The sequence below is a fragment of the Oceanirhabdus sp. W0125-5 genome (assembly GCF_027938815.1).
In the GTDB taxonomy this organism is placed as follows: domain Bacteria; phylum Bacillota; class Clostridia; order Clostridiales; family Clostridiaceae; genus Oceanirhabdus.
This window is the reverse complement of record NZ_CP115913.1, coordinates 1,769,712-1,791,999: the sequence shown is the minus strand read 5'-3', so window position 1 is coordinate 1,791,999 and position 22,288 is coordinate 1,769,712. Positions and strand designations below refer to the sequence as shown.

12 protein-coding genes and 1 other annotated feature are annotated in these 22,288 nt (G+C 28.5%); of the genes, 5 read left to right on the top strand and 7 right to left on the bottom strand.

Annotated features, from left to right (window positions below; all coding sequences use genetic code 11):
- Window positions 1–101: 101 nt before the first annotated feature.
- Window positions 102–686, bottom strand: a complete 585-nt coding sequence (locus OW730_RS08375) for an ATP/GTP-binding protein (protein ID WP_271228594.1) — start codon at window positions 684–686, stop codon at window positions 102–104.
- A gap of 189 nt (window positions 687–875) precedes the next feature.
- Complete coding sequence (gene trpS, locus OW730_RS08370; RefSeq protein ID WP_271228593.1) at window positions 876–1,877, bottom strand: tryptophan--tRNA ligase; 1,002 nt, start codon at window positions 1,875–1,877, stop codon at window positions 876–878.
- Between the two features lie 371 nt (window positions 1,878–2,248).
- Window positions 2,249–2,489, bottom strand: a binding site (T-box leader).
- A gap of 174 nt (window positions 2,490–2,663) precedes the next feature.
- Between trpS and OW730_RS08365 the strand changes: the two genes are divergently transcribed.
- Complete coding sequence (locus tag OW730_RS08365) at window positions 2,664–2,891, top strand: hypothetical protein (protein WP_271228592.1); 228 nt, start codon at window positions 2,664–2,666, stop codon at window positions 2,889–2,891.
- Between the two features lie 265 nt (window positions 2,892–3,156).
- Here the strand turns inward: OW730_RS08365 and OW730_RS08360 are convergent, their stop codons facing one another.
- Together OW730_RS08360 and OW730_RS08355 are read right to left on the bottom strand one after the other, a co-directional pair.
- Window positions 3,157–11,622, bottom strand: a complete 8,466-nt coding sequence (locus OW730_RS08360) for a GH36-type glycosyl hydrolase domain-containing protein (RefSeq protein ID WP_271228591.1) — start codon at window positions 11,620–11,622, stop codon at window positions 3,157–3,159.
- A gap of 605 nt (window positions 11,623–12,227) precedes the next feature.
- Window positions 12,228–13,526, bottom strand: coding sequence for a M18 family aminopeptidase (locus OW730_RS08355; protein ID WP_271228590.1), 1,299 nt, complete (start codon window positions 13,524–13,526; stop codon window positions 12,228–12,230).
- Between the two features lie 611 nt (window positions 13,527–14,137).
- Between OW730_RS08355 and OW730_RS08350 the strand changes: the two genes are divergently transcribed.
- Window positions 14,138–15,223, top strand: coding sequence for a PRK06851 family protein (locus OW730_RS08350; protein ID WP_271228589.1), 1,086 nt, complete (start codon window positions 14,138–14,140; stop codon window positions 15,221–15,223).
- A gap of 42 nt (window positions 15,224–15,265) precedes the next feature.
- On the opposite strand, the gene OW730_RS08345 is transcribed toward OW730_RS08350, so the two are convergent.
- From OW730_RS08345 to OW730_RS08335, 3 genes are all read right to left on the bottom strand, one after another.
- Complete coding sequence (locus OW730_RS08345) at window positions 15,266–16,519, bottom strand: LCP family protein (RefSeq protein ID WP_271228588.1); 1,254 nt, start codon at window positions 16,517–16,519, stop codon at window positions 15,266–15,268.
- A 358-nt stretch (window positions 16,520–16,877) separates the two neighbouring features.
- Complete coding sequence (gene iadA / locus OW730_RS08340) at window positions 16,878–18,032, bottom strand: beta-aspartyl-peptidase (protein ID WP_271228587.1); 1,155 nt, start codon at window positions 18,030–18,032, stop codon at window positions 16,878–16,880.
- A gap of 66 nt (window positions 18,033–18,098) precedes the next feature.
- Complete coding sequence (locus OW730_RS08335) at window positions 18,099–18,569, bottom strand: hypothetical protein (protein WP_271228586.1); 471 nt, start codon at window positions 18,567–18,569, stop codon at window positions 18,099–18,101.
- Window positions 18,570–18,733: 164 nt separating this feature from the next.
- Here OW730_RS08335 and OW730_RS08330 point away from each other — a divergent pair, with 164 nt between their 5' ends.
- The 3 genes from OW730_RS08330 to abc-f all read left to right on the top strand — a co-directional run bounded on the left by OW730_RS08330 (window position 18,734) and on the right by abc-f (window position 21,911).
- Window positions 18,734–19,591 carry a patatin-like phospholipase family protein gene (locus OW730_RS08330; RefSeq protein ID WP_271228585.1) on the top strand — a complete coding sequence of 286 codons (858 nt, stop codon included), beginning with the start codon at window positions 18,734–18,736 and terminating at the stop codon, window positions 19,589–19,591.
- A 56-nt stretch (window positions 19,592–19,647) separates the two neighbouring features.
- Entirely contained in the window at window positions 19,648–19,782 is a 135-nt protein-coding gene (locus tag OW730_RS08325; RefSeq protein ID WP_271228584.1) for a hypothetical protein, read from the top strand.
- 206 nt (window positions 19,783–19,988) lie between these two features.
- Window positions 19,989–21,911, top strand: a complete 1,923-nt coding sequence (gene abc-f / locus OW730_RS08320) for a ribosomal protection-like ABC-F family protein (protein WP_271228583.1) — start codon at window positions 19,989–19,991, stop codon at window positions 21,909–21,911.
- The last annotated feature ends 377 nt before the right edge of the window (window positions 21,912–22,288 follow it).

Sequence of the window (22,288 nt, the reverse complement as noted above, 5' to 3'; positions counted from 1 at the left end):
CAGTTCAATAGTTAATTTATACAAGTACAAAACACCTTAAACCGTAGTGATTTTGATACATGTATAAATTAAATTTCACTATGGAATCTCTATAGCAAAGCCTATGCATCTTTCTTTAAGTTTTCTTCCATATTTACTAACTGCATGATTTCCAATACTTCAGCAGCTCTATCTTTTGTATTTCCAGTTAATTCAACATAAGGCACTTTTTCATTATCTATAAATTGCTTTATAGCATTATCAATAGCTATAGCTAGCTCTTCATCTTGCCATCTAACGCCATCTTTTTTATATCCGAATTCTCTAGGTACATAAAAAATATAATCGTATTTATTTATATCTCTCAAAGCATGATTATAAAGATCTTTTAATATTTCAATTTCCTTAGTAGTTCTTTTCTTATCACCTAACATAAATCTACCATAAATGTATGGTAAAAATGTTGCGTAATCTGTTATCGCATAATCAAACTCTTCAAGTTCTTTGTCTATACACATCTGTCCTAAATATATACCATATTGCTCACTAATCGTCTCAATCATACCTTTATCCTTAAGATACTTAGTAGAATATTCTGGTATGCACCCAACGCTTAAACCCATTATTTTCATATCAACATAAAGTTGCTGCATCAATGTAGTTTTACCGCATCTAGGTCCACCAATGATAGCAATTCTTACAGTCATCACCTTGACCCCCTAAAGTTTTGTACACTACATTATATCAGCTAAACTCCAAACATTCAATAAAAAAAATAAATTCTTATTCATATACCTTAAGGTAATTTTTTCATTAATAACATACCACTATAGGCTATTTTCCATATACTTGAAATGCGAATATTCGTATCTCAAAACCCTTTGAATCGTTCGTGTTTATCTAGGTATAAATCCTACTTTTTTCATAACTTTCCTTAAAGTTTTATTAGCTACATAACTTGCCTTTTGAGCACCACTCTTGTAAATCTCCTCTAACTCTTTTTTGTTAGACATAAGTTCATTAACTCTTTCTTGTATTGGCTGCAATTCACTAATAATTACCTCAGCAACATCTTTCTTGAAATCAGCATATCCTTTATCAGCATATTCTTCAACAATCTCCTCAGGTTTAACCCCTCTAATAGTACCCATAATATTTATTAAGTTCTTAATACCAGGCTGGTCATCTGTGTAGTTTACCTTACCTACTGTATCTGTTACAGCTCTACTAATTTTCTTTCTTATAACCTCAGGTGGATCCATGATAAGAATGTATCCATTAGGATTTTCATCTGATTTAGACATCTTCTTTTCAGGATTCTGAAGATCCATTATTTTAGATGCTTGTTTATTAACATATCCTTCTGGAATTTTAAAAGTATCGCTGTACGCATTGTTAAATCTCATAGCAATATCTCTTGCTAATTCAAGATGTTGAATCTGATCCTTTCCTACTGGCACAAGTTCAGTTTGATAAAGAAGTATATCCGAAGCCATTAATACAGGATAAGTAAATAAACCTGCTCCTATACTCTCTCCACCTTTTGCTGATTTATCTTTATATTGAGTCATTCTTCCTAATTCACCCATATATGAATTACATGTTAAAACCCATGAAAGTTCACTATGCGCTGGAACATGAGATTGAATAAATAATGTATTTTTCTCTGGCTCAATTCCAGCTGCTATATATATTGCTAAAACTTCTAAAGTTCTTCTTCTTAAATCTTTAGGTGTTTGTTTTACAGTTATTGCATGCATATCTACCACACAATAGAAACAATCATATTGATTATCATCTTGAAGTTTCACCCAATTCTTTATAGCTCCTAGATAATTTCCTAATGTTAAATCTCCAGATGGCTTTATTCCACTGAATATAACTTTTTTATTTTCCATAACTCTACCTCCGTCTATTAAATATTTTTTGTTCAAAAAAATTTGTTATTCTAAAAATAAATCTTAATTGAAAAATTTTAAAGAAATTGAGAGTGTAGAATGGAGAATTGAGAATGAACGACATTTCTCTTCGAGAAATTTTAATCTTATTGTTCCTTGGACAATGAGATTTCACTCGTTTCATCAATGCTGAAACATTTTATTTTAAATACGATATTTTATTTTTAAATAAAATAAGTAAAATCCCTTTATTCTAAAGACCAATGTTAATGTAGATTCTGTGACAGCAGAATCATCCATCATTCTCAATTCTCAATTCTCAATTCTCAATTTGTTTTCAATAAAAAAGTCCTATAAACTATACACATAGTTTATAGGACGTATTTACACGTGTTGCCACCTATTTTCAAGAATAAAATTCTCCTCAATACAGATACATACATATCCTGCTTTTATAACGTAAAGCCAACGTCGTCAACTACTCAGGAACATTCCTTTTCATCTTGATTCTCCGAGATCCATTCATTTTGAACATAATTATTATCATCTCACCAACTGATAATTCTCTGTAAATCTGTTTTCAAAACTACTAATTCTCTTCTAAGAATTTATAAATTTTATTGTAATTAAAATATATTATTTTATAGTACATATTAAACCTTTTAATAAAAATTGTCAATATATAATTTCTTTTTTATAAGTTTTTTTTTCTTTCATGTGGAATACTATAGATATCGCAGTTCGTTAATTTATATTAAAAAAAGTAATTTTGAAAGGATGTTTTATATGGAAAGATATTCTAAAGAAACAAAAAATAATCTTTATGGACCTCATCAACGTGAATTTCTAGAAGCAGGAGAAAAACAGGTATTATCTCAAGGACCGCAAGATCATGTTGCTCTTCCTGATAATGTTGTAGATCCTATAGTAAGTAATAATATTGCACAAGCTGAATTCGATTATACTTATGACTCAATATTAAAAACTTCTGAAGACGAAGAAGAAACATACTAAAAAGAAATGGAGAATGGAAAATGTAGAATGGAGAATGATGGATGCTTCTGCCTTTAGGGGCAGAAGCTACATTTTATTGTTCTTTTGGACAAGAAGTTTTTACTAATTTCATTTAAAAATAAAATATTGTATTTTAAGTACAATGTTTCATTACAAATGAAACGAGTTAAATTTTCTTGTTAGTTAAACAATAAGATGTAGGTTCTGACCTTTGGTCAGAACCATCCATCATTCTCCATTATCAATTATACATTATACATTTGTTTTAAAAGGTTATTATCACTTCATAATTTCCTTTTTCATAAAGTGGTATATAATCTTCATTAAAGCGTTCCCCATTTATAATAATCTTATAACGCTCTCCTTTCTTAAGAGTTATATTATATATGGCCTCTTCATTTTTATATTTTATTTTAAATTCTTCCCATGAATCTGGTACCTTTGGATTTATCATTATTTTTTGCCCTTCAATAATTTTAAATCCTAATAAGTACTCAATTCCTAATCTGTAATACCAAGAGGCACTTCCTGTATACCAACTCCATCCTCCCAATCCAATATTACTTTCATTAGAATATACATCTGCACATGTAACATATGGTTCTTTTTTATATGTTTCACAATCTCTTAAGTGCTTAGTTTTATTAATTGGATTTATCATAGACATAAGCCTATAACCTTTTTCCTCTTGATTCAACATAATATAAGCAATAATTCCCCAAATTACACCATGAGTATATTGACCTCCGTTTTCTCTTATTCCACTAATATATCCTTTAATATATCCTGGTTCTTCTTTGCAATTACGAAATGGTGGATCTAAGAGTTTTATTAATCCATTTTCATAGTCTACTAAGTATTTTTCAGCACTTTCCATAGCTTTTTGTGTTTTCTCTTTTTCACCTACATTGCTTATTACACTCCATGCTTGAGATATCATATCTATTATACAATCTTCATTTTGCCATGAACCTAATGGAGTTCCGTCATCAAAATATGCTCTTCTATACCATTCGCCATCCCATGCACTTGTATTAATGGCTCTTTCAATATCAAAAGAATTTTTCATTAATTCATTTACTAAGTCATTTGCTCCCTTGAATTTACATAATTCAATAAATTTCAATATGATATCGTATAAAAATTCTCCAAGCCACACACTCTCTCCTCTACCTTTATTACCAATATTGTTCATTCCGTCATTCCAGTCTCCACACCCCATTAGTGGCAGGTTATTATCACCAAATCTACATCCTCTTCTTATAATTTTTATACATTTATCAAAAAGAGTGCCCTTCTCTTTTCCCTCTTCATAAATACCATATTTTTCGCATTCATTTTCTTTCAATGCTTCTCCATCTAAGTAGGTGGTTTCTTCATCTAAAATACTATAATCGCCACTTTTACTTATATACTCAATAACTACATAAGGTAACCATAGCAGGTCATCACTGAATCTAGTTCTTATTCCACTTCCAATATATTGATGCCACCAATGGAGAACATCTCCTTCTTTGAACATTCTTTTTGATGCTTCTAAAATATATTTTCTCACTTCTTCTTTATTGAAAATAATTATTGGAATTAAATCTTGAAGTTGATCTCTAAATCCATATGCTCCTCCACTTTGATAAAAGGCACTTCTTGCTTTATATCTACAACTATAGATTTGATAAATAAGCCAACTGTTCATCATTATATCAAAAGATGGATCTGGTGTTTCAACCTGTAATTTATTAACCATACCCTTCCAATATCTCTGAGTTCTTAAATACTCATATGAAGCAGAATCATGCTCATTGCATGTTTTAATAAGTTCCTCAATTTCAGCTATTGTCTCACCAGCACCTAAAATAATATGAATATCCTTCTCTTCATTTTCTTTTAAACTTACACTGCTCTCTGAGTATAGGCAACTACTGTTATTTATTCCTACAACTTCATATATATTATTCATCATAATTCCTTTTGGATAAGAAATACTGCCGCCTTTAATTACTTCATATCTATCACCAGTAAATTTTACATTAACACCATCTAATATTTTCAAGAAAACCTTGCTATTTTTAAAGGAAAAGTTATAAGGATTATCTGCGTAAATATATTCATATTCTCTATTAATATTGGTTCTGATATACCTTCTATTGCCACCTTCATTTACTCCAAGAACTAAACCAGCAAAGTACATTAAAGTGAAATCTTTTTTACATGACTCACTATTTTTAATTTTTACATGTATATGTTTTATATTTTTTTCACTATTCATAAATACAATCATTTTAAAATAGGTTCCATTATAAACATATTCAAATTTAGAATATCCTAAGCCATGCTTAATTTTTCTTTCACCTTCATCATTAAAAGGAGCTTTTGTTATCGAAAATATTTTCCCCTCATTGTTATCTCGAATATATAAATATTCTTCCCCTAAATCTGTAATTTCGTTATTATTCCATGGGGTAATTTTAAATTCTCTACTATTTTTAAACCATGTATACATTGTTCCTCTCTCACTTGCAATAAACCCCATATCATCATTTGATATTACATTACACCAAGGAGAAGGAGTATTTAATTTCCCTTTTAAAATAATATCATAACTCTTATCTCCAACATTAAAGCCACCATAACCATTAAAAAATTTTAATCCTTCATGTTTTTCACCTAATTTTTCATGATTGCTATTATCAATAAAAACTTGATTTTTCTCTTCTTCTAAGGTATCTTTCTTTTCAAAAGGTATCTGAATAAACAATGGTCCTTCAATATCATTAAATTGCAAAACACTAACATACTTGAATACATCAATATCTTTCTTATCTAACTCATAATAATTTTTTATGTAAATTCCACCATTATTGTTTATTACATCTCCAACATTAGCTCTCTCAATCTCTGAATATACGGCATCTTTTATTGGCTGATTATATCCTTGTTGTTCCCTACATAAAATCAATATGTCGAACTTAAAATCTAACATCTTCAAATATTGATATACTTTTAATAATTGTTTGATATGAGACAACCCAGTACATTTATTAATTTCAAATTGTATTATAGGATAATCACCTGATATACCATACTTCCATAAATCTTGTTGAGTACCCAGGTAATCTCCTTCTTTTAAGTCACATGTATTTCTTTTTCCAAAAATAAGCTTGGAACAAATATTCATTATCAGCTGATAGCTTGCAGAACTTATATCCATTATTTCTAGATTGTTAAAACATTTTTCTTCAAAACCTTTAATATTCTCATGAATTTTAATTTCATCATTATTTTTATAATATATCTCTTTTATTTCATCAATTGAATCTGCTATACCATAGCAAAAATATATCTTTTTTCTTTCTCCTGGATTTAAAGACAATTTAATCTTATGAGAAAAAATTGGATCAAGTACATCCCCTGAACTATTATCATATTCTCCACTCTGAATAATTTCAGGATTATATTCTACCTTTAATCCTCTTCCAACAATTTTTCTTTTATTACTTTGAAAATACTTTTCTCCTTCACCAACAATGTAAGTAAACCCCAAAATAGGTTTATCTGCCTTGCTTCTTTTTCTTTTTTTACAAACAAGTATTTCTTCTTTCTCTAAGTATTCTGTACTCATAAATAATTTTCCAAATGCAGGGTGAGCACTATGAGCTTGTAACTCACTCAAGATTACTTCACAATAACTGTACAATTCTATATTTCTTGTTTCTTTTCCATTGTTCATTAATTCAACAATTCTATATTCTAATGCATCATTTTTTTCTAAAGTACATCTATAATTAACATAAACCTCTTTGCCAGAACTAATAAATGAAGCATCATTATGTTTAAATACTACTTCGCCATATCCATTATCATATTTATTAACATCTGAAAGACACCAGAATCTTTCTTTATCAATATTAATGAATAATAATATTCCACCCTCTTCAGAAACATAATCCTTATTATAATAATTAAGACAAATATTATTTCTTTTACTTACCCCTTTACCATTATAAGAAAGTAAACTACTGTATTTTTCATTGCTCATAATATGAATTTCAGGTATAAGAAGATTTACATTTTTAAATTTTCTTATATACCTTTTCTTTTCTTCTTTAAAATGATATATCTTATTTACCTTTTTACTATCAAAAATTATACTGTTTGGAATATTCTCCATAAGCATTCTTTCCATACATTTAACATTTGGTATTGAATGAAAAAGCTCTTTTAATCTGTTATTATTTATAATATTATTTAATGCCATAAGTGTCATACCTTGATGATGAATCATAAAGGACTTGATTATTTCATATTCTTTATCTCTTTTCATTCTTCTTTTAGTAAAATCAATAGCTTCATATAATCCATATTTACCTTCCATTCCAAGGTCTCGTAATTTTTTTAAGTTCTCTAAACAATCTTTTTTATTCATCATCATCAACAAGAAAGTAGAATAGGGTGATATAACTAAATCTGGATTAAGAATATTTTTCATTGCTAAAGCAGGAACACCAAATGCTTTATATTGATAATTATCATTTACATCAAATCCAAAATACCCACTTTCAGATACCCCAAATGGTACTGAGTATTCTTCACCAAAATTTTTTTGGGCACACAAAACTCCATTACTCATTTCTTCAAAAGCGCTACCTTTAAAATCTTTTAATAGTAAGGAGGGCATAAAATATTCAAATGTAGTACCACTCCATGATGCAAATACTCTCTTGTTTTTTACCATAAAAAGATTTCGTCCTAGCTTAAACCAATGCTCTACAGGTACATCACCTTTAACTATCGCCATAAAACTTGTAATTCTAGCTTCTGAAGCAATCAAATCATAGGAATTCTCACTTAATTTATTATTATTTACATCGTATCCAATAGAAAATAATCCCAACTCTTTATTATATAAAGTCTGAAATTCTGTATCATCTATTAAAATATCTATTTTCTCAATGAGTTTATTTATTTTAGTATTTAAATCAATAATATTTTTTTTAATACTTTTAAATTTAGTGTCATCTTTCATCTTAAAAAATTCACCGTAAGTTATGTTGCCTGCATTCAATTCATTCAGTAAATCATAATTAAAGTACCTATTTTCTTTTTCAAAAGATTTTAATAAATCTTCTGTTTTACTTAACCAGAATCCTTTACTATCTAATACTTTCAATTCTTGTAATAACCCTGTTAAATATCTAGTTATTCTTTTATAATTATAATAATTCATTTGATTACCTATTGATTTAATATTTTCATAGGCATTAAATAATAGCTCCTTATCTCCCAACCTATCTCCATATTCTAAACTTAAAAGTTCTAGTGTATCTCTTAAACCGTTTATACGATTTTTATTCAACAAAAAACTATTACTAGTACTCTCTAAAAATCTTTTAGCTAAATATAGATATGAAATAAGATTACCACTATCCACTGTAGAAATAAATTTAGGTTCTAATGGCTTTAATGTCCTTACATCATACCAGTTAAATAGATGACCATTAAGTTTCTCTAACTTAATAACTGAATCTATGGTATTTTCTATACGTTCCACTGCATCAATCATGGAAATATACCCAAAATCATATGCGCATATATTGGATGTTATTGCCATTCCTATATTAGTAGGTGATGTTCTTTCAGCTAAAGGAACTTTAGGATCTACTTGAATATTATCAATTCCAAGGAAATTCGTCTCTTCCTTTACACAGTCTTCAAAATAACCCCAAGTCTTTCTAGCTATTCTTCTTAAATATTCTCTATCATTTTTAATCACATTCTCTTGATTATTATCATCATCACATTCTCTGCTTATACTATAAGCAATGTATGGACTTAAAAACCATAATCCGCAAGGAAAAAAATAATACATCATTAAATCCACATTGTAAGCATATGAAATAAGCATAACGATAACAGCAAATATAGGAGCAAACTTCATCTCTTTAACATAAAATAAAAGACTGTTATTTGAATTTTTTTCTATAGTACTTGCAGGTGTCCATTGTAGAAGATTTTTCTTTGATAAAAACATTCTATATAGAGTTCTTACAATAGCATCTATAATTAAGTATGAGTTATATGGTATAAAAGCTATTATAACTAATATTCTTTCTATAGTGTTTTTGTAGTTCTTATAATCATAAAGAAGACCATAAGTCTTGGCTTTAAGAAAAACTACTTCACTAATATTTATTAAAACAGGCATAACATAAGAAACAAGCGCTGCAGCTAACCATACCCCTTTATCATTGGGCAGTATATTTAACAAAGAAAAAATTATAATAGCACTAATACTAGGTGATATTAAACTTCTCCTCATATTATCAATAATTTGAATTTTATTGAGAAGTTTAAGATTTTTTCTTTTTAAAAAATTTAAAAGTTGCCAATCTCCTCTTACCCATCTATGTAATCTCTTACAGAAAGAGTAATAACTACTTGGATAACTATCAATAAATTCAATATCCGTTGCTAATCCACATTTAACAAAGGAACCTTCTATAAGGTCATGACTAAGCACAGTATATTCTGGTATTTCATCATTTAAAACATTATTAAACATATCTATGTTATAAATACCTTTGCCAGTGAATATCCCTTCTTTAAATAAATCTTGATAAATATCGGAAACTGCTCTTGTATATATATCAAAACCACTATCTCCACTAAATATTCTTGAAAACAAGCTTTTAGTATACGAAACATAATTTATACTTATTCTAGGCTGAATTATTGTATATCCTCTAATAACCTTGTGTGTTTTATTATTATAAACAGGTTTATTAAGTATATGTTCCATTGCTCCGATAAGTTTTTTACAAGCTCCAATTGGTAAAAACGTATCTTCATCAAGAGTAATTATATGTTTACACTCTTGAAGTTTTTGAAGGTCTCCTCCTAAAACTTCGAATGTAGTATTTTTATCTCCTCTTAAAAGCTTATTAAACTCAACTAACTTACCTCTTTTTCTTTCCCACCCCATCCAATATTTATCTCTATGGTTGAATACTCTTTTTCTAATAAAAATATTAAACTTACTATGTTCCTTATATTTCTCATTTAAAGATGCAATACACTTTAAAGAATAATTCTTCAATTTTTCGTCTTCGTCTTTCTTATAGACATTATTATCTACATAATCACCTAATAAAGTAAAATAAATATTATCATCCTTATTTCCCAAGAAATAAATTTCAAGTTTATCAACTAATGCTTTAATATCTTCATTATTATTAAACATGCAAGGTATAACAACACAAGTTTTGCTCTCTTTAGGAATTCCATTAGAAAAATCAATTTTAGGTATTATTTCTGGATTTTTTCTTATAGAAACAACCCAATTAATCAATGTAACTGATAATTGACTAAAAGGAGCAATTAACAATATTCCAGGTATAATATATTTAATTAAATCTTTTTCATTGTCAATTAAATATACCCCTCTCAATAATGTTGTTATAAAAAAAACTGTTAATATTATATTTGCAAATACATATATTTTTACTAGGTTTTTCTTGTTTATAAAAGAATATCTAAATATTCCCCCGTATTTTTTTAATAAAGCTTTTTGTCCATAATCCACAAGATAATACCCAACATGTTTTTTAATCTTTTCTTTTTCTGATTCACATTTACTTAAAATAAAATCTACTATATCAAATTCATTAATCCTAAATTTCCTGGACATATTTTCAATTTTACTTCTATATAACTTTTTTGATTCTAAATCCATTTCATTATATACCTTCAATGGATCATTTAATAAGATTTTCTCAACATATGAAATCTCAGTTATACAATTTTCCCATTGAATTTTTTCAATTAAATTTAAGCTTTTTACATGTCTAGAGATTTCTCTTTCTTTTTTTATTAAAAACTTTTTAGATTTATTTGAAATCTCTTCTTCATCAATATTGTTGGTCTTTACAAGATTATTATAAATGTTATACATGGGAATATTATTTTCGCTATATTCATGTAAATAATCTAATGTTTTATTAATAAAGAAAAATTTATTCCTTTTATAATAATCATTAAAAATTTCAATAAATCCAGTTTCATCTATTAAGTTTTCTTTCAATTTCTCAATTAATTCACAAGCAATTTCCTCTTCTTCTGTCAATAATGCTATTTGTCCTGCAAGAACACTAATGCACTGAATTAATGAAAAGCTAATACATGATTTTAAAAAGTTAAGTTCTCTATATGAAAGTCTACCTTCTTTTTCAAATTCTTTAAAAGCCATGATTATATTTTCTTTACACAATACCTCTTCATTTTCTTTTATATATTTCATAGTTAAAAGCAGTATTCTAGGATATTTCTTTAATGTCTTATTATTAATTTTTATATATGTAGGTAAACTATATATTTCATTATCACTTAGTGCTCTAGTTAAAATTTTATACTCTTTTTCAATAATACTTATATTATCAACTAACCATCTTTCACAATTATTTATATTCTCAAGTTTATATGAAATAAGCCTATTATAACTTTTTTGAATATATTCGTAACTCATTTTTACTTGATCTATAATTCTTTTTTTATCTTTCTTCTTTAAATTTTTATATTTATATGAAATATTATCTTCTTTGAAACTTTTATAACATTCTTTAAATCTATCAATTTCATTATATAAAATATCTAATTTATCTTTATTATTTATCATATGTACAAAAGAAAATAGGAATAAAATACATATTCCAGTTAAAGTGAAAATTAGCCAAAGCATAAGCCTTCTCCTTTCAATTCTTAACTCTTCATGTATTTTATCCCCAATTCATGAAAATTATTAGTTTGTTGTTTCTAAATCAAACACTGAAAAAGCCCTTCTCTCTGAAACCCTTAATCAAATGTATAATTGATAATGTATAATGTAGAATGATGGATGTTTCTGACTAATGTCAGAAACCACATCTTATTTGTCTATAGATTTGAAAAGTCTACTCATTTTATCTGCAATAAAATATTGTACTAAATTACAACATTTCTTAAAAATCAAACAAACTATATTTTATTGATTGACAACAAATAAAATATAGTTTGAAGTCAATTTCCAAAATATACTTAAATCTTAATTAGATATTTACTTAAGAAATTTTTTCTGATTTTAAAAAAACTGATTATAGATTATCTATAATCAGTTTTTTACATATTGGTTTTCTACAAAAATATTAAATTCAAACTACAATGTTTCATTTAAAATGAAACGAGTAAAATGTTTTTCTCTAAAGAACAATACAATTAAAATTTCTCGGAGAGAAATGTCCATCATTCTCCATTCTTAATTCACCATTCTCCATTTGTTTAATAGCTAAGTCTGCTTCGTAGATTTTTCTATAAATTAAAGAACTCTAAGTACACTTTATAAGCATATAAGTGATCTTTAACCCCTGCCATTTCTCTAATTGAGTGCATAGCAAATTGTGGTAAACCAATATCTACTGATCTCATATTTAAGTGTGTTGAATTTATTGGTCCAATAGTAGATCCACCTCTTACGTCAGATCTATTAACAAACTTTTGATAAGGAACTTCACATTTTTTACAAAGCATTTCAAATACAGCTCCTGATTCACTATCAGTAGTGTAACTTTGATTTGCATTAATCTTTATTACTGGTCCATTATTGATAATTGGTCTGTTAGTTGGATCGTGCTTCTCAACATAATTTGGATGTACAGCGTGAGCATTATCTGCAGAAATTATGAAAGAATGAGCAATACTTCTTAAATAATCATCTCTAGTTCCACCAAGTGCAAGTACTATTCTCTCTAATGTTATTGCTAACATCTCTGAGTCTGCTCCTTGCTTAGTTGAACTACCTATCTCCTCATTATCATAACAAACCATCACATTAGTTGCTGTTGTATTTTTACAATCTACAAGTGCTTTAATTCCTGAGTGAACGTTTTGAAGATCATCTAGTCTAGCACTTGAAATAAATTCTTCATTGAATCCTACTAAACAACCTTTTTCAAACTCATATAAAAATAAATCAAAATCGATTATGTTATCCATTTCAACATTTAATTCTTCAGCTATAAGCTTTAAAATAAAATTATCTTTCTCTAATTTTTCATTTATCATACCAACTAAAGGAAGAACATGATTTTGTCTATTAAGCTCTACACCTTTATTAACTTCTCTATTCATATGTATAGATAAATTAGGAATTATCATTATAGGTCTATTTACATTCATAAGTTTTATTTCTGGTTTTAGAGGATTTTCGCTCATTAATGTAACTCTACCAGCTACTGATAATGGTCTATCTAACCAAGTATTTAATATAGGTCCTCCATAAACTTCAGTGTTTAATTTTAAATAAGATTTTTCTGCTACCATCTCTGCATTAGGTTTAATTCTAAATCCAGGAGAATCTGTGTGTGCACCAATCAATCTAAATCCTTTTTCTGCAACATTATCACTTCCAACTGTGAATGCAATTAATGCAGAACCATTTTTAGTAGTGAAATACTTTCCACCCTTTTCAATTTTCCATTCATCTCCTTCGTTTAATTTAACGAAGTTTTCTTTCATTAATTGTTCTTCAACATTTTCTACTGCATGAAAAGCTGTTGGACTATCATATAAAAAATCTATCAGCTCTTGAGCAAACATTTTTTCATTCATACTCTTTCCTCCTAGTGCTTTTTAAATATTTATATATCATCACATATAGTATACACTATAATATTTCTGTTTTATATGAAAAATACGGAATTATTTAGATATTCTAAAGTTTTTTTATTTTGTAAGAACACTTTATTGTTTCTAAAGCATAATTCAATCTTTATATTCGTAGATTTTCTTTTCAAATAATATTTTTATAACGGAAAGTGGAAAATTGAAAACTGAAAACGATGGATGCTTCTGACTATGGTCAGAAGCTACATTATATTGTTCTTTAGAACAAGAGATTTTAACTCATTTTATCTTTTGATAAAATATTGTATTTAAAGTACAAGGTTTCATTTATAATGAAACGAACTTAATCTTATTGTCCTAAGAACAATAAGATTAAAATTTCACAAAGTGAAATGTCAATCATTCTCCATTCTACATTCTCCATTTTCCATTATGTTTTTTTTAAGTGTTGTCCACTGTCCGTTGTCAATTGTCAACTATGTTTTAAAAGTCTTTTTTTCATAAAAAACATCCAAGTTTTTGTAAACATTTATTATATGAAAAATATATTATAGTGTATAGAAAATATGATATTAAGAAATTAGGAAGTGAATTAAATGGCTACAATTAAAAACTATTTCCCTGGAGGTAATACCTCAAAAGGCTTCTACTCATTCTATAGATACATCATGGGTCAAAAAGAAGCAAAAAGAATTTTTTGTATTAAAGGTGGACCTGGAACTGGTAAATCCACATTAATGAAAGACATCGGTAAATACTACTACGATAAAGGATATGATATTGAGCTTCATCATTGCTCTTCTGATAATAATTCTCTTGATGGAGTTGTTATAAAGGGATTAAATGTTGTTCTTATCGATGGAACTGCACCTCATGTTGTTGATCCTATCAATCCTGGTGCTGTTGATGAGATTTTAAATCTAGGTGAATGTTGGAATGTAGATGGCTTTGAAAAATACAGACAAATGATTATTGATACTAATAAAGAAGTTGGGCTCTATTTCAAAAAAGCTTATAAATATATTTCTGCATCAAAAATTCTTAATGATGATTTATGTTCCTATTATTCTGCTGCTCAAAATTGGAGCAAAATAAATGAAGTCATGCTTTCATTAAAGAAAGAATTGATACCTGAAAACAATTCCAATAAGGTTCATAAAGAACGACATATGTTTGCAACAGCTCTTACCCCTAATGGTATAATTAGCTTCATAGAAAATTTAACAGAGGGTATTCAAAAAATCTATGTGCTTCAAGGAAAACCTGGTACTGGTCACGATTTAATTTTGGAATATTTATATGAGGAAGCTTTAAGACATGGCTATTATACAGAAGTATTCCATAGTCCACTAAGACCTGACAAAGTATCACATCTTATTATTCCAGAATTAGATATCGCTATTGTATCAAGCAACGAGATTTACGCTCCTCAAATTAGTCATGGAAGGATAATAAACCTTAATAGACATTTAAGTAATGCTTTATTAACTGAAAAGTCAGCTGAAATAACTGAATGTGAAAATGATTTCTATAACTTATTGAACAAAGGCTTGAGTTATATAAAAATTGCCAAAACCATTCATGATAAACTTGAAACTGGATATATCCCAAATATGGATTTTAATAAGATTACTCAAGTTAAAGAAAATATAATCTCTAGAATTAATAGCTATATTAAATAATATTTAAGAGAGGCTGAATAAGCCTCTCTCTTCTAATTTGGTCTATGAATTTGAATTGTCATTTTTTTGTTCTTTTATATTATCACCTGATTCTATTCCTTCTAACTCAACATCTGCTGATTCAGTGTTATCTACTTGATTTTCATCTTCTTTAATTTCTTCTGTATTCCCCTCTTCTTTATCAGCTTCCTCAGTTTGATTTTCTTTTACTTCAGGCTCAGGTTCTACATAATATATGGAGTTTTCATAATCAAACCAATTAAATTCATCTGGATCATATGCTGTATTTTCAAAAACAAAATCATGAATTACCTTCTTAACATTTTCTTCATCCATTATAAATACAAACCCGTTGTCCAAATAATTATTTACTCCTCTGCATAATTTATCAGGAGGAACTTGTAATTCATCAATGGAATTAACATTATTCTTTAAGATAGTGTATGCCATATCTAATGCTGTATTGAATGGAATATTTGTTTTTACACTTTCAAATATTTTATCTGCTACAAATGGATATTTTATTATTGAAGTTTCTTTAATTTTTAATAAAAGCTTTGTCACAACTTCTCGCTGCCTTTCTACTCTATCAAAACTTCCTCTACCAATCTTTCTCATTCTTGAATAAGCCAATACTTGTTGACCATTCATATGTTGTGTTCCAGACAATTCAAGTAATGTTGGTTCCTCATTAAAAAAATTCTCTTTTTGATTTTCTAATCCAATTATGCATCTATTTAATTCATCTTTCTCCTCATCTGAAACAGTTAGTTCAAGACCTCCAATCTCATCAACAATATCTTTGAACCCATAAAAATTTACAATAGCATAATAATTTATGCTCATTTCAAAAGTTTTTTCTAATGATTGTCTTAATAAATCAATACCGCCATATCTATATGAATGATTTAATTTTTGCATATTATAACCTGGAATCTTAGCATAAGTATCTCTCAATATGGAAGTAACCTTAACTTTGGAATTAATATTGTCTATAGTAAGAATCATCATTGTATCTGATCTGGTTCTCTCTCCATCCTCTCTTTCATCAGTTCCAACAAGAAGAATGTTAGTAATCCCTTCAACCTCTTTATATTTTATAGTTTCTTTTTCTTCTATTTCATTATCTACTCCAGTATCAATTGTACCACTTTTTTCTTCTGAAGAATTAGATTTAATCTCTCCACTTTTTGAATCATCTTCATTCTCAGTAGTACTAGCTTTTTCATCTTCATTACTCTCTTCTACATTGGTAGTATTATTAATTACATAACTCTTTTCATTATATTTGTTCATCGTGTAAAAATATGCTCCTAATATAATTCCTATAATGACTAACAGGGTTACAACAACACTAATTCCTACTACTATCCCTTTTTTCATACTACGAGTTCCTTTCTTATTGCTATGTACATACTTGTCTCCTATATTATTTTATCACTAATCCCAACTCCAAACAATTATTTGGAGCAATTGTAATTATTTTGTAATATATACCTAAGAAAACCTATATTGCCTTCCACCCTACTTACACTGACTACCACTCACATAAAAAACAAAAGAGCCCTTAATCTAGGCTCCTATGTTTAAATTATTATATTTTTAATATTAATCAGTAGCTCCAGAAGTCCTATGGACTATTCAATCCGATAAATTACTTCCCATACTTAAAAGTACTCTTCACATGTATCTCTTTATCTTTCATCAACATTTTTCCTTTTGCTATTAAACCGTCTACATTCAAATCATGATCTAAAATAAGAATATCTGCGTCACAACCTTCTGTTATACTTCCCTTCTGTGGAAATATCCCCAATCCTTTAGCTGCGTTCTCAGTAACAAACTTAAATGCTCTTCCAATATCCATATGTTCATCTTCTATTAGACTTTTTACAGTTTCAATCACAGCATCAAGTCTTCCAATACCTATACCAATCATCTTTCCATTATCATCAAATTTAGGTATGCTTCCATTTCCATCTGAACTTAATGTAATCTGCTCTTCTACTGCTCCTAATTCTATAGCTGTTACAATATCTTTAGCTGATCCCTTTGTATCCTCCTCATGAGCAGAGATATCAATTCTTCCACCTAACTGAGTCAATTTTATTCCTTCATTGAGAACTGATTGATTTCTATTTATATGGGTTGGGTAGAAAATATTTGCTGGAATATCTGTCTCTTCAATAATTTTAAAAACATCTTTCAAGCATTTTGCTTCACTTCCCATATGTATATGAACAGTTCCCTGTTTTCCAGACAACATAGAGGCAACTCTAACATCTGAAGTAATTCTTAATATTTCTTCTTTAGTAGGATGCGATGATCTATGATCGCTCAAAGCAATTTTCACTCCTCTTACTTTTGGAATGAATGCAATATCCTTCTTAATATCACCTGTAAGAGTTTTTGTAGGTACTTCATAGGAACCTGTTAAAATAAAAGTAGAAATTCCTTCATGCTCCAAGGCATATGCTTTTGCTAATAAATCCTCTACAGTTCTAGTTATACCATCTGTTCCTAAAAGACCTACTACACTTGTTACCCCAGCTTTAACTACATCTATAATATTCACTTCTGGTGTTCTTGTATGGAATCCACCTTCGCCTCCACCACCAATAATATGAACATGTGAGTCAATTATCCCTGGTACCGCTATTTTATTAGTGCCATCAATAATTTCACACTTAACTGTATCACATGTGAAATTTTCTTCTATTGCAATTACGTTCTCACCACATAATACTATATCCTTAACCCCTATATCATCTGGAGCATATACATGAATATTTTTTATCACTTTTATCATAAAGTCACCTCATTAGTTAAAATATATAGTACCAAAAAAGAGCAATCTTATCATTATCACACTAATCTACTCCTCAACTATATCGTAGATATTTTCAACTTCTCCAATTTCACCTTCTATTTCTTTTCTAAGTCTTCCAAAACTTAACTCTTGCTTACTTCCGTTTGCAGCCAAAAAACCTTTAGTTAATTCCTCAACAGTTCTCTCTAAAGTCATAAAGAAATGCTCCATTGCAAAATCTTTCTTAGGACAATTATCATCCTCTCCAAACTCCCTTATAATTGACTTCTCAATCATCTGATCCATTGGCCATAGTTTTATATGCAGCAATTCATGAACAACCAATTCTTCTAGATTTGTACTCTTCGGATTACTATTTATTAATAGTATTGCTTTTCTATCATCACTATCAATTTTAACATCCCCTGATTTACGCCACTCTGTATCTACCATTTTGATTTTAATATCCCAATCTCTTAATCTCAAAATATCTTGCCACTTATCTAGTAACCTTTTTACCTCTTTAATATTTACCATATTCAATTCCCCCTTTAAACAATTATATTATCATCATGTTAGCATATTTTTACAATCCGTTCAATTTATTGATTTTTAAATAAAAGTTCTTAATTAATGATTAATTCATTGACTTTTTTACAATAATATACATATAGACTATTTTTTAAAAGAAGGTGATTTATATGATAGATAACTGTGCTCTTGTCCTTGAAGGAGGAGGTATTAGAGGAGTATTTTCAGCTGGTGTTCTTGATTTTTTCCTAGATAAGCAACTTCATTTTCCATACATTACTGGTGTTTCTGCAGGTGCATGTAATGCATTTTCTTATATATCAAAGCAAAGAACCCTTAATCATAAAATATTTACTGATTTTCTCCGTGATAAAAGATATGCAAGTGTGAGAAATCTTATTAAAACTGGAAATGTCTTTAATATGGATACTATTTTTCAAGATTTACAAGGTAAACTGCTGCCATTTGATTATGATGCTTTCAAAACCTCGGAACAAGAATTAGTTATTGGCGCAACTAACATGTTAAATGGTGAGACTGTATATTTTAATAAATCCGACTACCTAGATAATATAAACCATTTATTTAATGCAACTAAAGCTTCAAGTAGTCTCCCTTTTTATTCACAAATAGTTAAGTTTGAAGGTTATGACTTGCTTGATGGAGGTCTGTCAGACCCTGTTCCTTATAAGAAAGCTTTAGAACTACATAAAAAAGCCGTTGTTGTACTGACTCGTGACTCTACCTTTAGACAGAAACCATATAGACGAAAACAATTATTGAAGTATTTCTATAAAGATTATCCAAATTTCATAAAACTTATGTTAGACAAATATTCTATTTATAACGACCATATGATTAAATTATCCAAACTTGAAGAGGAAGGAAAAATTCTAATAATACGCCCTGAAAAACCAGTAAAATTTAAGCGCTTAGAAAGGAATCTTTCTAAGTTAAACTCTCTGTATTCTGAGGGTTACAATATAGCTAAAGATAATTTTGAAAAGATTTCATCATTCTTAGGTTGAATTTTCTGACTATTTAATGTAAAATGAAAATAGACTATTATGAAAGGAGTTTAACTATGAGTTCATTAGTAATGTATGATTTAACTTTGGCAATCTTACCAATGAGTTTAGCAGGAATAATTTTCATTTCTGTAAAGTCCTTAGGGAAAGTGCGTCCAAATTTAATATACATTAATGAATCCAAAAGTTAAGCGTCTTTTGTAACTATAAATATTAAATTTACACTATTAATTTAAATTTTCGATGCTTAGCTTAAGGTGTTGCCTTGAGCTTTATTTATTTTAGAGTTTTCATAGTGAAACTCTATGCCTATATTTTAACTATTAGCTCAAGGTATTCCTTGAGCTATTTTTATTGAAATTTCATGATAATAATATATATTTAGGAGGAAAGAAATATGGTTGATATTACAATAAAAAATCTAGTTAAATTTTATGGGGGAAATAAAGTTCTGGAAGACATCTCACTTGAAGTATATAGAGGTGATAAGATAGGTATTATCGGAGATAATGGTTGTGGAAAAACTACCCTTTTCAAAATTATTACTGGTGCTGAAAATTATGAAGATGGAACTCTTCACATGAGGAGAAATATGTCTATAGGATATCTACAGCAGATTCCCCTATACCCCTCAAACTTTACAGTTGAAGATGTTTTAAAGTCATCTTTTCAAGATGTTTATGAGACACTTGAGAAAATGAGTGAATTAGAAAAGCAAATGTCCCAAAGCACTGATCATATGGATAAAGTACTTAAAGAATATGCAGATTTACAGGCTTTAATTGACTCATGTGATGGTTATAATACTGAAGAGAAAATCAATAAAATTTGTACTGGTTTGAAAATATCCTCGGATATGAGAGATCGAGAATTTTCTTGTTTAAGTGGTGGTGAAAAAACAATAGTCCATTTAGGGAAACTCCTACTTCAAGACACAGACCTCTTGTTATTAGATGAACCTACAAATCATATAGATATAGAAGCCGTTGAATGGCTAGAGAATTTCTTAAATGAATATAAGGGTACAGTTTTAATAATATCCCATGATAGATATTTCTTAGATAAGGTTGTTAAAAAAATAATTGAGCTTGAAAACATGAACTGCAGTGAGTTCATTGGAAATTACAGTTATTATCAAGAAGAGAAAAGACGTAGAGTTGAAGAACAACTTGCTCATTATGTTCAACAGCAAAAAAAGATTAAATCTATGGAAGCAGCCATTGCTCGTTTTAGATTATGGGGACAAATTGCAGATGATGTGAGATTCTTTAAAAAAGCTTTTAATATGGAAAAAAGAATAGAGAAGATGGATAAAGTTGAAAAGCCTAATATAAATAAAAAGAAAGCTGACCTTGCATTTACTTCATCAAATAGAAGCGGTAAGGAAGTAATAACTATTGAAAATCTCTCAAAGTCTATTGGAGAAAGGAAGCTTTATGATAATGTAGATCTTAAGATATTCATTAAAGATAGATATGTGTTACTTGGGAAAAATGGTTCTGGGAAATCTACTTTACTAAAATCAATTATTCGAACCTTTTATCCCGAATCTATAGATTCCTTTTACAAAGAGGATAATGGAATTATTAAATTAGGTGCAAGCATCAAGATGGCATATTTACCTCAAGAAATTAAATTTCCTAATGAGGATAAGACTGTAATCCAAGTTTTTCAGGATGAATTTCCTATAGCAGAAGGAATTATAAGAGGTATACTAGCTAGATATCTATTCTTCACAGAGGATATCAACAAAAAAGTATCAGCTCTATCAGGCGGTGAAAGAAGCAGGCTAAAAATGTGTTTACTAATGCAAAATAAAGTTAACTTCCTAATCATGGATGAACCTACAAATCATCTTGATATTTCCTCACGAGAGATGTTAGAATCCTCTCTTGAAGAGTTTGATGGTACAATTTTATTTGTATCCCATGACAGATTTTTTACAAATAAAATTTCAAATAAGGTTTTAGAATTAAAAGATTGTAAAATAACTAAATTTGATTGTACTTATGATGAATACAAAAAAATCCTTTCATCAAAAACATCAATCAATAAAGAAAAACCGAAGAATGAAAACTCAATATCTAATATTAAATATCAAGAAAATAAAATACTCTCAAGAGAGGAAAGAAAAAAAGAAAATAGATTAACATTCCTTGAGAATAAGATAGGTGAGTTAGAATTAAACCTTTCTAAACTTGATGAAGAAATTGAACTCTTTTCATCAGATTACGATAAGGTAAATACTTTGTTTAATGACAAGGAAAAGATAAATGCTGAACTTGACGAACTTTTAATGGAATGGACGGAACTACAATAAAACCATAATTGAGAATTGAAAGTTGAAAACTGAAAACGATGGATGCTTCTCACTTACGTGAGAAGCTACATTTTGTTGTTCTTTAGAAAAAGAGAGGTTTACTCATTTTATCATCGTAATAGCTCTTATTTTTATATTTTACAAACTCCTCAAGTTCTGCATTAAAGTTTTGCATAGTACTCCTAGCAAAACTTACTGTAACAGACCTACTACTCTTACCTTTAGCAGGTTTTAAAGTAATTTAAATCAAACTTTAAAATGATAAATAACTTGAAAAGTAAGTTATTAACTTTTAACCCATATGTGTAAGAGTTATCTATCCTGTGACCCCTTTTGCATGTATCTCGGCTTCCACCCTTTCACACACTCTACCTGTT